Here is a 13,338-nt window from a genome sequence, read left to right as displayed (position 1 = left end):
TGATTCTTCGCACCTCGATGGCACGAACAGGAGATTTTTCCAATTGCTTTCAAAAAGCAACGGAGTCTGGCCAAAGTGTGGTCAAAAAGAAAAGGCGGCCCCTGATGGGACCGCCCGTCGAAAAAGCGAATTGTTGCCGGAAGTTACATACCGGCGCCGCCGAGCACGGTAACCGCGCGGCGGTTCTGCGACCAGCAGGAAATGTCGTCGCAGACGGCGACCGGACGTTCCTTGCCGTAAGAGATCGTCTTCAGGCGCTGCGCCGGGACGCCGCGTGAAGCGAGGTAATCCTTGGCGGCAGCCGCACGGCGGGCGCCGAGCGCGAGGTTGTATTCGCGCGTGCCGCGTTCGTCAGCATGGCCTTCAACGGTGATCTGGTAATTCGGGTAGCGGGCGAGCCACTGGGCCTGACGGTCGAGCGTCTGCGAAGCATCGGCGCGAATCGACGAGGAGTCGGTGTCGAAGAAGATGCGGTCGCCGACATTGACCGTGAAGTCCTGGGCAGAGCCCGGCGTTGCAGCCCCACCAGCACCGGTGCCGAGGCCGAGGTCGCCGGCGCTGTTCGGCGGCTTCTTGGCGCAGCTTGCGAGCGCGAGGCCGGCGATAAGCGCGATCATGACGGGGTTGCGGGCGAAATTCTGCATGCGGCTCATTGCCGGGGTATGAATTCGGCTCATGGCCGGTCTCCTTGCGATTTCATCAGGGTTTCCGGACAGTAACCGCACTCGGTTAACCGCCCCTCAAAGATTATGGTTAACGATTTACTGATTTGTCCCGTAGTCGCCCGGTTTCCATGACTTTGAGGCGACATGAAGGCAGCACCACATCGCCTACTCCAGAAGCGGCGACCAGGCCGGGTCTGAACCGTAGGTCGGCGTCTTGACCAACTGCTCGTTGTAACCGGTCAGATCGATCGAATAGAGCTGCGGGCCGCCGGACCCCGCCGCCTGGCGGAAGAACATCAAAACGCGGCCGTTTGGCGCCCAGGTCGGGCCCTCATTGTGGAAGCCCGTCGTCAGGATGCGCTCGCCCGAGCCGTCCGGCTTCATCACGCCGATCGAGAACTTGCCGCCGGCCTGCTTGGTGAAGGCGATCAGATCGCCGCGCGGCGACCAGACCGGCGTCGAATAGGAACCATCGCCGAAGGAAATGCGCGTCTGGCCGGAGCCGTCGGCATTCATCACGTAGATCTGCGGCTTCCCGCCGCGGTCGCTTTCGAAGCTGACACGGGCACCGTCGGGCGAATAGGAGGGCGAGGTGTCGATCGCAGCCGTCGAGGTCAACCGCGTCGTCGTGCGCGAGCGCAGGTCCATCGTGTAGATGTTGGAATTGCCTTCCTGCTGCAGGCTCATGATCACCTTCTGGCCATCCGGCGAAAAACGCGGCGAGAAGGTCATGCCGGGGAAATTGCCGACGACCTCGCGCTGCCCGGTCTCGAGCTGCAGCAGATAGACCCGCGGCTGCTGGTTGGCAAAGGACATGTAGGTGACTTCCTGCCGGTTCGGCGAGAAGCGCGGCGTCAGCACGAGATCACTGCCATCGGTCAACATGCGCACGTTGAACCCGTCCTGATCCATGATCGCCAGCTGGCGCTTGCGCTGCTGCTTGGTGCCGGATTCGGAAACGAAGACGACGCGGGTGTCGAAATAACCTTCCTCGCCGGTGATCTGCTTGTAGATCGCATCGGCAATGATATGGGCCACGCGGCGCCAGTTCTCCGGCTGGGTGTAAAACTGCTGCCCGGTCATCTGCTGCCCGGCGAACGTGTCCCAGAGACGGAATTCGGCACGAAGGCGACCATCGGCTTCCTGGGTAACGCGGCCAGTCACCAGCGCCTGGGCATTGATGACCTTCCAGTCTTCGAAGCGCGGCGACGCATCCGGATTGGAGATCTTCTCGATAAAGGCCGTCTTGCTGATCGGTGCAAACAACCCGGAACGCTGAAGATCTGCGGCGATGACCTGCGAGACCTGCGCACCCATGTCGCCCTGAAGGAAGTCAGTCACCGCAATCGGCAGCGGCTGCACATTGCCCTTGTTGATGTTGATTTCGACGAGAGCATTTGCAGGCGAGGCGAACGCCGCAATGGTCATGAGACCAGCAGCGACCGCAATAGCGCGGATGAAGGAAAACTTGTTCATGGAGTAAAGGCCTTTCAGCATTTAAATTCCTAGATCGCTGGGATCGAAGTTGACCACGACTTCGTTCCAGGCATCATATTTGTCTTTCGGAAGCGACGAGAAGGGTGCCGATTTCATGATGGCGCGATAGGCCCCCCCGGCCAGCGCCCGTCGAGTGGATTCATTGTCACCACCGACCGCCTCTACGTCAGGTTCGCCGACGATATTGCCGTCCTGATCAAGCTTCATATGCACCTTAATGCGTACGTCGCTCATGCCTTCCATGCCAGGAATAACCGACCAGTTGCCAGCGATGGCGCTCTTCAGCGCATCCATCTCGCTCAAAGATAGCTTGGAGCCACCGTTGCTCTTCTTCGCACCGAGCGATGCCTCCTGCGTCGAGCGCTTGGCGCCACCGGCGGAAGGGTCCGTCTTGTTCAGCAACGCCGCAACCTCGTCGGCATTGAAATCGCTTTTCATCGATGAGGCGGATTTCGCCGTCTCCTGCTTCTGATCCGACTTCTTCTTTTCGGTCGGTATTTCGGCGGCCTTCGGCTGGTCCTGGGTCTTTTCCGGTGGCTTTTCTGCGGGTTTCTGTGGTTCCGGCGGCTTCACCTGCGGCTTGGCAACAGGGGTCGGCACATTGTCCGGCAATGCTTCCGCATCCGGCTTCGGCGGTTCCTCGGGCTTGGCCTGCTCCTCATGTGGCTTTTCTTCCGGCTTCGGCGGCGTCACTTCGACCGGCTTCGGCGGCGGAATGGAGGCGACCTCCTTCGGCTGCTCGACTTCCGTTTCCTCCTTGACGATGTCCTTGACATCGTTTGGGACAGGATCGGTCTTAGGCATCGGCTTTTCGCTCGAATTCGCTGCCGCAGCCTCGGTGGTGCTCGGCTTGGCGTTCGGGACCGGCGGCGTCTTCAGGTCGACATTGTTGTCGCCGGCATTCTCGGCCGGCTGTGCGATCGGTGGCCGCGTCGTCGGCACGGGCGCGGAAGTCTCCTTCTTCGGAGCCTTCTTATCGCCCTGCTGCATCTGGGTGATGGATTCCACCGGCACGAGATCGACCGGCATCGCCTCGAAATCCTCCACCTTGAAGGATTCCGGGGCACTGAGCGACACCATCGCCCAGGTTAGCACCAGGCCATGCAAAACAGCAGATGTGATGACACTGGCCTTCATTTTGAGCGCTATTGGTCCTTCTTCTGCTGCGTCACGAGGCCGATATTCTTGAAGCCTGCGCCCTGAATACGGGCCATGACGTCGGCGATGACGCCGTAAGGCGCGGTCGCGTCGCCGCGCACGAAGATACGTTCGTTATAACCGGTGGTGGCGATCGCCTCGAGCTTGGCGGCGATCTCCGCAGCCGGGATCGGCGTTTCCTGCAGGAACACCTCGCCGTCGTTCTTGACGGAGATGGTGATCGGCTGCGTCTCGGAATTCAGCGCCTTGGCCTGCGTTTCCGGCAGGTCGATCGGCACGCCAACGGTCATCATCGGTGCCGCGACCATGAAGATGATCAGAAGCACGAGCATGACGTCGACGAGCGGCGTCACGTTGATTTCGGAGATCACGGCCCTGTTCCGACCGCCGCGACGGCGGCGTCCGCCGCCCCCGCCGCCATTGCCTCCAACAGCCATACCCATGTCAGAATACTCCGTTGGTTACTGAGCGGCAGCGCGCGGCTGCAGCTTCTCGTCGATCTGGCGCGAAAGTATGGCGGAGAATTCATCCGCGAAACCTTCCATGCGGCCCGAAAGCTTGCCGGCATCGGCAGAGAACTTGTTGTAGGCGATAACCGCCGGGATAGCGGCGACAAGGCCGATCGCCGTGGCAAGCAGCGCTTCGGCGATGCCGGGCGCGACGACCGCAAGGTTGGTCGACTTCGAACCGGCGATCGCCTGGAATGAGGTCATGATGCCGACGACCGTGCCGAAGAGACCGATGAACGGACCGGCCGAGCCGATGGTTGCGAGCGATCCGAGGCGGGCGCCGAGATATTCGGTCTCACGGGCGAGCGTGACGTCCATCGCGCGGTCGATGCGCATCTGCAGGCCGATCGGGGAGCGGGCGCCGCGTTCGAAGGATTTCTTCCACTCCCGCATGGCCGCCACGAAGATCGCAGCCAGCCCGGTATTGTTGCGTTCCGACAGCGAACGGTAGAGTTCTTCCAGCGATTGGCCCGACCAGAAGACCTGCTCGAACTTGTCGAACTGGCGCCGTGCGCGGCCATAAGCCAGGTATTTGTCGATGACGATCGCCCACGTCCACACCGAGGCCGCGATGAGCCCGAGCATGACGAGCTTGACGACGATGCCGGCCTGCATGAAAAGCGACCAGAGGCTGACGTCCGCCGTTGCTGCTGCCAATCCTACTTGTTCCATTGATCCAAAATCCCCGAATCCAAACGCCCGGTGCTAGACCGGGCGGCACAAAGTGATCTCGCAAGAAGTGTTCCGGCGGCCGCCGCCCAAAGCCCTGGTCAAACTTCCAAGCTCATCTTCCGCCTTCTTGCCGTCAAATTTGGTCAAAGGAAGGCGTGCACCGCACAAACTCTGACTTTCCCAGTAAGACACTATTATGGTTAATAGATCGTTAGTGCCGGACTGTGACAGTAAGCCTGGTTTTGGAAGATTTTCGTCCATGGATTACTTGACCGGAGCAAGGTCCGGCTGCCGAAAGAGCGCTCATCCTGCGGCGCGGGAATTCCTTCACATAAAGTTCAAGTTTTGACAAGCCTGAAATCTGGGCGATTCGTGGCTATAGCGGCGTGCTGCCTTCCAGGAATTTCGCCGCCAGTGTTTCCGGCAGTCGCCTCGGGCGCCCCCGAGCGTTGATGACGGCGATGATCACCTTGGCGGCGATCAGCAGCGTCTCGCCGGAGCGGATTTGCTGATTGAGCACCATCTTGGCGCCGCCGGCCTTTTCCGTGTGCGTCAGGATCGTCAGCACATCATCCATGCGCGCCGGGCTCTTGAAGTCGATCTCCATGCGGTGGACGACGAAAACGAGGCCCTCCTCGTCGGCGCTGACGAGCTCGCGCTGCTCGACGCCGAGGCAGCGCAGATAGTCGGTGCGGCCGCGCTCCAGGAAATGCAGGTAACGGGCGTGATAGACCAGGCCGGAGAAGTCCGTATCTTCATAATAGACCCGCTGGACGAGGCGATGTCCGGCCTCCGTCAACTCTCCCGAAATGGAAAAAGGGCGTTCCGTCATAATTTTCTCCAAACTGAGGTGCCCTCTTTGGCGCAACGCTTCCCGACAGGCAAGCATTGAATGCCCGGCAGGCAGGCATTGAATGATTGTCATAATTCCTAACTATTCCCGATAATGAGCGACCGATCAGGAGACGATGTGATGAAGATTGCGGTTATGGGCGGAGACGGTTTCATTGGTTGGCCAACGTCGCTGCATCTCTCCGATGCCGGGCATGACATTCATATCCTCGACAACCTCTCACGCCGCTGGATCGACACCGAACTTGGCGTTCAGTCGCTGACCCCGATGGATTCGATCCAGGAGCGCACCCGCATCTGGCATGCCGAAACCGGACGCCGCATCCACTTCAATCTGATCGATCTCGCCAGGGATTACGAACTTCTGAAGAACTGGCTTTCCGAACACCGCCCGGACGCCGTCATCCATTTCGCCGAACAGCGGGCCGCGCCCTACTCGATGAAAAGCGACCGCCACAAGAACTACACCGTCAACAACAATGTCAGCGCCACGCATAACCTGCTGAACGCGCTGACGGAACTTAACCTGGACGCCCATCTCATCCATCTCGGCACCATGGGCGTCTACGGCTATTCGACGGTCGGCGCGGCGATCCCCGAAGGTTACCTGCCGGTGGACATCGAAACCACAGGCGGCGAGACGGCCAGCCAGGAGATCCTCTATCCCTCCAATCCCGGCTCGATCTATCACATGACCAAGTGCCTGGATCAGCTTCTCTTCCAGTTCTACGCCAAGAACGACGGCCTCAGGATCACCGATCTGCACCAGGGCATCGTCTGGGGCACACATACCGAGCAGACGCGCCGCCACGCGCAGCTCATCAACCGTTTCGACTATGACGGCGATTACGGCACGGTGCTGAACCGCTTCCTCATCCAGGCGGCGATCGGCTATCCGCTGACGGTGCACGGCACCGGCGGCCAGACCCGCGCCTTCATCCATATCCAGGATTCGGTGCGCTGCATCGAACTGGCGCTCGAGAACCCGCCGGCGCGCGGCGCGCGTGTCGAGATCTTCAACCAGATGACGGAAACCCACCGGGTACGCGACCTCGCCGAGATGATTGCCAGGATGAGCGGCGCCCAGATTGCCTGGCTGCCGAACCCGCGCAAGGAAGCCGCTGAAAACGATCTGATCGTCCGGAACGAAAAATTCCGCAATCTCGGCCTCGAGCCGATCACGCTGGAAGCGGGCCTGCTCGGCGAGATCGTCGACGTGGCGAAGAAATTCGCCTATCGCGTCGACCGCTCGCGCGTTCCGGCCGTCTCCGCCTGGACCAAGGACATCGCCGCGACGATCAATCACGATCCGGAAGGCAAACGGCTGAAGTCGGTTTCATGAGCGGTATCTTATGGTGAAGCCCCTCCAGCGATGACTTTTACCTCAAACCTCGCCTATGTCACCCTCGTCACCAATGCCGACTACGCCAAGGGCGCCACCGCCCTGGCAAATTCGCTTCGTCGCACGGGCACAAGCGCCGACATCGTCGTCCTCCACACCGGCGGCGTCGATGCAGGCGCCCTCGCCCCCCTGAAAGCGCTCGACTGTCGCCTGATCGAGGTCCAGCACCTGCCGCTCTCCGACGCCTTCAACGAACGCCATGCGCGTCGCCAGCTCCATTCCGCAGCCCCCTTTACCAAGGGCCGCAAGCCGGATTTCCATTCGCCGCTCGACAATTTCTGCAAGCTCAGGCTGTGGCAGCTCGTCGAATACGAGCGTTGCGTCTTCATTGATGCCGACGCCCTCGTGCTGAAGAATGTCGACAGGCTCTTCCTCTATCCGGAATTTTCCGCCGCCCCCAATGTCTATGAAAGCCTCGCCGACTTCCGCCGCATGAATTCCGGCGTCTTCGTCGCCACGCCCTCGCGTGACACATTCCGGCACATGCTCGAAAGGCTCGACAGGCCGGACGCTTTCTGGCGGCGCACCGATCAGACGTTTCTTGAGACGTTCTTCCCGGATTGGCACGGCCTGCCGGTTTATTTCAACATGCTGCAATATGTATGGTTCACCATGCCGGAGCTTTGGGACTGGAAGAGCATTTCGATCCTGCATTACCAGTATGAAAAACCGTGGGAAAAGGATCATCCCAAGGCAGTGCGACTACAACCTTTGATCGATCTGTGGCACCGTTTCCACGATGACGATGATGTGCCTGAGATCACGGCGCTGAACAATCCGGAAGGGGCAGCATGAAGGTATTGGTATCTGGCGGAACGGGTCTCGTCGGCCGGTATGTCGTCGAGGAACTGCTGGCCGCCGGATATCAGGTGATCGTTGGCGGGCGCCGCGCGCCGCTGCCCCGCCTCTTCTCCCGCCCGGTCGAGTTCGCAGCGCTTTCGCTCGATCCCGACAAGGATCAGATCGACGCTTTCGACGATGCCTATTTCTTCGTCCATGCCGCCTTAAGCCATGTTCCGGGCAAGTATCGCGGCGGAGAGGGTGACGACCCCAAGACCTTCCACAGGTTGAACCTTGACGGCACCGTCCGGCTTTTCGAAGCCGCCAAACGCGCCGGCACGCGCCGCTGCATCTTCCTGTCCAGCCGCGCCGCCTATGGCGAACATCCCGGGGGAACCGAACTGGCGGAGACGATGCTGGCCAAGCCCGAAACACTCTACGGCCAGGTCAAGCTCGATGCCGAACGCGCACTCGCCCACCTCGCAGCACCCGGTTTTGCCGGCGTCAGCCTGAGGGCGACCGGCGTCTATGGCGATCTCTCGCCGAACAAATGGGACGGACTCATCGCCGACTACCTCGCCGGCCAACCGGTTGTCGCCCGCGTGGGAACGGAGGTTCACGGCCGCGACCTCGGGCGGGCGGTACGGCTGATGCTGGAGACGGAAAGCACCCGCATCTCCGGCGAGGTCTTCAACGTCTCGGACATCGCGATCGACACGCACGATATCCTTTCCGCTATTCGCCGCGAGACGAGCTGTCGACACGCGCCGCCGGCTCCTGCCGACAGGGCGGCGCTCAACCCCATGAGCACAGCGAAAATCCGCGCGCTCGGCTGGATGCCCGGGGGAACCTCTCTGTTCGAAGAGACGATGCAGCGGCTGGCCGCTGTATTGCCGACGTCCCGCAGACACAGGTCCACACAAGCCTGACGTTGCAGAATGCGCCGAATTGCAATCGGGAGCCCGAATTGAAAATCGGGGGATTGTCCATGCAGGTCGCAACCATGTCTGCCTCCATCATCTTGCGCGGCGCGCCTTCGACGGCAGCCACATCGGTCGCCGGAAGCGAGGCCGGTCAGGGTGTGCTCAAGCTGCAGCGCACCACTCAGGCGCTGCAGCAGATGCGCCAGACCCTGGCGAACTCGGGGGATGAAGCCAAGGCGAAGGCGCAACGCAAGCTCGAAGAGGCACAGCAGCAGTTGCAGATGCTGCGCAGTTCCAACATGCCGCCTGAGGTGGTCACCCGGCTGGCCGTCGAACTGGCGCGCCAGGTCGGCACCGCCGCCTCCGAATTCGCATCATCAGTCGCGACCGGCAGTCCGGCAACCGCGGTTCCGGTGGATACAGCGGCGGTCGCAACCAGCGGGACCGATGCCGCGCTGACGGATATCTCAGGAGACACTCGGACCGGCGAGACCGGCTCGCAGGAACCGGACGCCGCAGCCAACGCCCGCAAAGCCTATGAAAGCGTTGCCGAGGATGCCCCGAAATTCTCCAACATCTCGGCTGGTGATCGCGAAACGATGGAAGCGTTCAAGGCGGTTGTGCGCGAACTCAAACAGCTGCTCGAAAAGGCGATGCGCGATCTGCAGCAGAACCGGCAGGCCGGGGTCAATGCCATTCCCGACATCGCTGGCTTCTCCATCGCCGCCGCGACGATACCGACAAGCATCGTCGTCTGACGATCCGCAGCCGCCGGCGGGCGAGGCGTGAAACCGGCGTGATGCTGTCGCATCCGGCATTTGCATCGGAGATCCAGCCGTCTATGCTCGGCCAAATCTCTCAGAACCGGCAGATCGAATGACCGCGAAAGAATTGAAAGCGCAGCTGCGCAACGAACGGCTGTCCGCACGCGACGCCATCCCCGCCGAAAAACGTGCCGCCAAAAGTCTCGCGATGGCCGATCATGCCGGCGAGGCCGTTGGTTTTGCGCTGGGTACGATCATCTCCGGCTTCCTGCCGATCCGTTCGGAGGCCGATCTCAGGCCGCTGATGGCACGCTTTGCCGTGCGCGGTGCGCGGCTCTGCGTACCGGCGATCCTCGACCGGCAGACCATCGTCTTTCGCGAGCTGGCCGAAGATGCGCCGCTTGTCGATACCGGTTTCGGTACGGTCGGCCCCGGCGCCGATGCCGCCATTCTCGATCCCGAAATCATGCTGGTGCCGCTTTCGGCCTTCGATGTCCGCGGCCACCGTATCGGCTATGGCGCCGGCCACTACGACCGCGCCATCAGCCGGCTAAGGCAAAAAGGCCTGCATCCGAAGCTTATCGGCATTGCATTCGACTGCCAGGAAGTGGCACATGTGCCCGCTGAGCCGCACGACATAAGCTTGGATGCCATCCTGACAGAAAGCGGCCTTCGCTTTTTTGCCTCTTGGATTGGATAGGGAATGCGGCTGCTTTTTCTGGGTGACATGGTCGGCAAGACGGGACGCACGGCGGTCTGGGACCGCCTCCCCGGCCTGATCTCCGACCTCAAGCTCGATTTCGTCGTCGTCAACGGCGAGAACGCCGCCGGCGGCTTCGGTATCACCGAGGACATTTTTCTGGAGACGATCAATGCCGGCGCCGATGTGGTGACGACAGGCAATCATGTCTGGGACCAGAAGGAAGCCGTTGCTTTTGCCGGGCGGCACGATCAATTCCTGCGGCCGGCCAACTATCCGCAAGGCACGCCCGGCCGCGGCTCCGGCCTTTTCTATGCCCGGAACGGCGCGCGTGTGCTCGTCGCCAACGTCATGGGCCGGGTCTTCATGCACCCGGAACTCGACGATCCCTTCAAATCGGCGGAGGCGATCCTCGACGCCTGCCCGCTGAAGGAGCAGGCCGATGCGATCATCTTCGATTTCCATGCGGAAGCGACCAGCGAGAAGCAGTGCTTCGGCCACTTCGTCGACGGCCGCGCCAGCTTCGTCGTCGGCACCCACACGCATGTGCCGACGGCCGATGCGCAGATCCTGAACGGCGGCACGGCCTATATGTCGGATGCCGGCATGTGCGGCGATTACGACTCCTCCCTCGGCATGGACAAGGAGGAGCCGCTCAACCGCTTCATCTCCAAGATGCCGAAGGGCCGCATGGAAGCAGCCAACGGCCCCGCGACGATCTGCGGCGTCGGCGTCGAGATTTCCGACAGCACCGGACTGGCCGAAAAGATCGGGCCGCTCCGGCTCGGACCGCGGTTGGCCGAGACGGTGCCGGAGTTCTGGCGGTAATTCATCCCGCGACCAACACGCAATTGTGAGCATCCCCAGTCTAGACCCCTGCGACCACTTGCCGCATTCTCCGGCCGCCAATTCAAAGTGATCGAGCGTCGTTAGCGCGCCCTTCGGACGTGCGGCGCTCTCTGTGAAAGCGCCGGAGGGGTGGCATGAAGCCGCAATATCTTGTCCTCGCTATCGCATGCCTTGCAGCCTTCGCCGCGCCGGGTCCTGCCAGGGCACAGGAGCAGCGAACGCCCGTCAGCCAATGCCAGGCGATCGCGCAGACTCTCCCCAAGGCGACCTTTGCAAGCTTTTCCGGCGCCCCGCCGCCGATACCTGCTGTCTCCGAGGGCGAAGACGTCAAATTCACCTTCCTCGGCCATTCCACCTTCGAAATCGACACGCCCGGCGGCATCATCATCGCCACAGACTATAACGGCTGGTACAGGCCGGCGACGTTGCCCGATGTGGTGACCATGAACAAGGCGCACACCACCCACTTCACCTTGACTCCCGATCCCGGCATCAAACATGTTCTGCATGGGTGGAGCGACGTTCCCGGCGAAAAGGCCGACATCGATCTCGTCGTCGGCGATGCCTATATCCGCAATGTTCCGACGGATATCCGCTTCAGCTACGGCCTCGGCGGCTCGCAGGAGAACGGCAATTCCATCTTCATTTTCGAGATCGCCGGCCTCTGCATCGGCCATCTCGGCCACCTGCATTACGAACTGACGGATACCCATTATATCGAGATCGGCCGCCTCGATGTCGTCATGGTGCCGGTCGATGGCGGCCTGACCATGGGCGCCGACAGCATGAGCCGCGTCATCAAGCGGCTGCGCTCGTCGCTGATCCTGCCGATGCACCGCCGCGGCCCGCCGGTCGATGCCTTCGTTTCGATGTTCGGCAAGGATTTCGACGTCGCCTATGCGCCCGACGACAGCATCACCGTCTCGATGCGCACGCTGCCGAAAAAACCGCTGATCTATGTGCTGAAGGGCGTGCGGTAAAAGGCCCGGCGGTTTCCCTCCTGCAGCGCCGCGCGTCTTTTAGACGCGCAAAGGACGCTGTAGCACTGTGAATTGCTGCAATTTTATCCTTAAATCAGTTCCGATTTAAGAATTATGCAGGAGCCTTGCGCGTCAGGCGAATTGCAGATGACGCTTGATGCCGACATCCGGCATCTTGTCGTCGTCGAGATTGGCCTTGGCGATTTCCCAGCCGAATTTCAGCTTGTTGCCTGTGGAAACCCAGATCTCGGCATCGTCGACGTGGAGGGAAAGCATGGTGAGCTTGGGGTCCTTCTTGCCGCCGTCGTACCAGGCGGCAATGATCGAACTCCAGTACTCCTCGATCTTGGAAGGGTCGGGGCGCACTTCGATCACGCCGGCAAGGCAGGCGTGATAATCGTGATCCTTGCCGATGACACAGAAATGTGCGCGGCTGCCGGGCTTGATGGCGCGCACGATGTCGGCATCGGTCTTGGTATAGAACCAGATGGTATTGGTGGTGGGATCGGCATGCGGCGCCATCGGCTGCATGTGCATGTCCAGCCCCGAAATTCCGAGCATGCCGGCATGAACATCGTTGACCTGATCCCAGAGCTGACGTGCTGGATGTTCCTGCGCCTCGCTGAGACTTGCCATGACCGTTCCTTTCGTTGGGTGGAGTTCGATTGAAACGTCATCCCCTCGCCTTTGTTCCGAACTGCTTTTTCCTTGAACGGGTGCCGTTTCGCTCTTATAAGGCGGCCCATTCCGAACAATGAGACGTGAACAGGGGTGCCATGGCTGGCCATTCACAGTTTAAAAACATCATGCACCGCAAGGGCCGTCAGGACGCCGTGCGGTCGAAAATGTTCTCCAAGCTCGCACGCGAAATCACCGTTGCCGCCAAGGCCGGCCTGCCCGACCCGACGATGAACGCCCGCCTCCGCCTGGCGATCCAGAACGCCAAGGCCCAGTCCATGCCGAAGGACAATATCGACCGCGCCATCAAGAAGGCAGCCGGCGCCGACGGCGAAAACTACGATGAAGTCCGCTACGAGGGCTATGGCCCGGGCGGCACGGCGATCATCGTCGAGGCGCTCACCGACAACCGCAACCGCACCGCCTCCAACGTCCGCTCGATCTTCACCAAGGCCGGCGGCGCTCTCGGCGAAACCGGTTCCGTTTCCTTCTCCTTCGACCATGTCGGCGAAATCACCTACAAGCTTTCCGTCGGCGATGCCGACAAGGTGATGGAAGCCGCGATCGAAGCCGGCGCCGACGACGTCGAGACCGACGAAGACGGCCACTACATCACTTGTGGCTTCGAAGCCCTCGGCGAAGTGGCGAAGGCGCTGGAATCGAGCCTCGGCGAAGCCGAAACCGTCAAGGCCATCTGGCGTGCTCAGAACAACGTGCCGGTGGACGAGGAAAAAGCCCAGTCGCTGATGAAGCTCATCGACTCGCTCGAAGACGATGACGACGTGCAAAACGTCTATTCCAACTTCGAAGTCTCGGAAGAAGTGCTGGCGAAGCTCTCCGCCTGAGTTTCCTCAGACACGCGTTAAATAAAACCCGGCCGCAACGCCGGATTTTTTCTTGCGGGCAAGA

General features: G+C 61.2%; 15 protein-coding genes. 8 read left to right on the top strand and 7 right to left on the bottom strand.

What is annotated here, in order from left to right:
- Positions 1 to 143: 143 nt before the first annotated feature.
- The 6 genes from pal to ybgC form a co-directional block, all read right to left on the bottom strand.
- Positions 144 to 677 carry a peptidoglycan-associated lipoprotein Pal gene (pal, locus tag FHX10_RS28625; RefSeq protein WP_018243435.1) on the bottom strand — a complete coding sequence of 178 codons (534 nt, stop codon included), beginning with the start codon at positions 675 to 677 and terminating at the stop codon, positions 144 to 146.
- A 153-nt stretch (positions 678 to 830) separates the two neighbouring features.
- Positions 831 to 2,141, bottom strand: coding sequence for a Tol-Pal system beta propeller repeat protein TolB (tolB, locus tag FHX10_RS28620; RefSeq protein ID WP_063475381.1), 1,311 nt, complete (start codon positions 2,139 to 2,141; stop codon positions 831 to 833).
- Positions 2,142 to 2,162: 21 nt separating this feature from the next.
- On the bottom strand, positions 2,163 to 3,299 hold the full coding sequence (locus FHX10_RS28615; RefSeq protein ID WP_063475360.1) for a hypothetical protein: 1,137 nt from the start codon (positions 3,297 to 3,299) through the stop codon (positions 2,163 to 2,165).
- Between the two features lie 8 nt (positions 3,300 to 3,307).
- Positions 3,308 to 3,763, bottom strand: a complete 456-nt coding sequence (gene tolR, locus FHX10_RS28610) for a protein TolR (protein ID WP_003542730.1) — start codon at positions 3,761 to 3,763, stop codon at positions 3,308 to 3,310.
- Positions 3,764 to 3,781: 18 nt separating this feature from the next.
- The gene (gene tolQ, locus FHX10_RS28605; RefSeq protein WP_047616526.1) at positions 3,782 to 4,501 is read right to left on the bottom strand and encodes a protein TolQ; all 720 of its coding nucleotides are present in this window, start codon (positions 4,499 to 4,501) and stop codon (positions 3,782 to 3,784) included.
- Between the two features lie 376 nt (positions 4,502 to 4,877).
- Positions 4,878 to 5,333 (bottom strand): tol-pal system-associated acyl-CoA thioesterase, encoded by a 456-nt coding sequence (gene ybgC / locus FHX10_RS28600; protein WP_012485098.1) that lies wholly within the window; start codon positions 5,331 to 5,333, stop codon positions 4,878 to 4,880.
- A 141-nt stretch (positions 5,334 to 5,474) separates the two neighbouring features.
- Between ybgC and FHX10_RS28595 the strand changes: the two genes are divergently transcribed.
- From FHX10_RS28595 to FHX10_RS28565, 7 genes are all read left to right on the top strand, one after another.
- Positions 5,475 to 6,695 carry an NAD-dependent epimerase/dehydratase family protein gene (locus FHX10_RS28595; protein ID WP_063475359.1) on the top strand — a complete coding sequence of 407 codons (1,221 nt, stop codon included), beginning with the start codon at positions 5,475 to 5,477 and terminating at the stop codon, positions 6,693 to 6,695.
- 30 nt (positions 6,696 to 6,725) lie between these two features.
- Complete coding sequence (locus FHX10_RS28590; RefSeq protein ID WP_063475358.1) at positions 6,726 to 7,550, top strand: glycosyltransferase; 825 nt, start codon at positions 6,726 to 6,728, stop codon at positions 7,548 to 7,550.
- Positions 7,547 to 8,464 carry an NAD-dependent epimerase/dehydratase family protein gene (locus tag FHX10_RS28585; protein ID WP_047616740.1) on the top strand — a complete coding sequence of 306 codons (918 nt, stop codon included), beginning with the start codon at positions 7,547 to 7,549 and terminating at the stop codon, positions 8,462 to 8,464. The genes FHX10_RS28590 and FHX10_RS28585 overlap by 4 nt, the downstream gene beginning before the upstream one ends.
- 59 nt (positions 8,465 to 8,523) lie before the next feature.
- Positions 8,524 to 9,216, top strand: coding sequence for a hypothetical protein (locus FHX10_RS28580; protein ID WP_063475357.1), 693 nt, complete (start codon positions 8,524 to 8,526; stop codon positions 9,214 to 9,216).
- A 118-nt stretch (positions 9,217 to 9,334) separates the two neighbouring features.
- Positions 9,335 to 9,922 (top strand): 5-formyltetrahydrofolate cyclo-ligase, encoded by a 588-nt coding sequence (locus FHX10_RS28575; RefSeq protein ID WP_063475356.1) that lies wholly within the window; start codon positions 9,335 to 9,337, stop codon positions 9,920 to 9,922.
- A 3-nt stretch (positions 9,923 to 9,925) separates the two neighbouring features.
- Positions 9,926 to 10,750 (top strand): TIGR00282 family metallophosphoesterase, encoded by an 825-nt coding sequence (locus tag FHX10_RS28570; protein WP_047616736.1) that lies wholly within the window; start codon positions 9,926 to 9,928, stop codon positions 10,748 to 10,750.
- Positions 10,751 to 10,905: 155 nt separating this feature from the next.
- Positions 10,906 to 11,751: an MBL fold metallo-hydrolase gene (locus tag FHX10_RS28565; protein ID WP_063475355.1), complete on the top strand. Its 846-nt coding sequence runs from the start codon at positions 10,906 to 10,908 to the stop codon at positions 11,749 to 11,751.
- A 132-nt stretch (positions 11,752 to 11,883) separates the two neighbouring features.
- Here the strand turns inward: FHX10_RS28565 and FHX10_RS28560 are convergent, their stop codons facing one another.
- Positions 11,884 to 12,387: a pyridoxamine 5'-phosphate oxidase family protein gene (locus FHX10_RS28560; protein ID WP_028756321.1), complete on the bottom strand. Its 504-nt coding sequence runs from the start codon at positions 12,385 to 12,387 to the stop codon at positions 11,884 to 11,886.
- A gap of 140 nt (positions 12,388 to 12,527) precedes the next feature.
- On the opposite strand from FHX10_RS28560, the gene FHX10_RS28555 reads away from it, so the two are divergent.
- Positions 12,528 to 13,274, top strand: coding sequence for a YebC/PmpR family DNA-binding transcriptional regulator (locus FHX10_RS28555; RefSeq protein ID WP_047616509.1), 747 nt, complete (start codon positions 12,528 to 12,530; stop codon positions 13,272 to 13,274).
- The last annotated feature ends 64 nt before the right edge of the window (positions 13,275 to 13,338 follow it).

Origin of the sequence: Rhizobium sp. BK591 (genome assembly GCF_014195045.1) — a bacterium.
GTDB classification, from domain to species: domain Bacteria; phylum Pseudomonadota; class Alphaproteobacteria; order Rhizobiales; family Rhizobiaceae; genus Rhizobium; species Rhizobium anhuiense.
The sequence above is the reverse complement of the archived record's forward strand: the minus strand, read 5'-3'. Positions and strand labels throughout refer to the sequence as shown.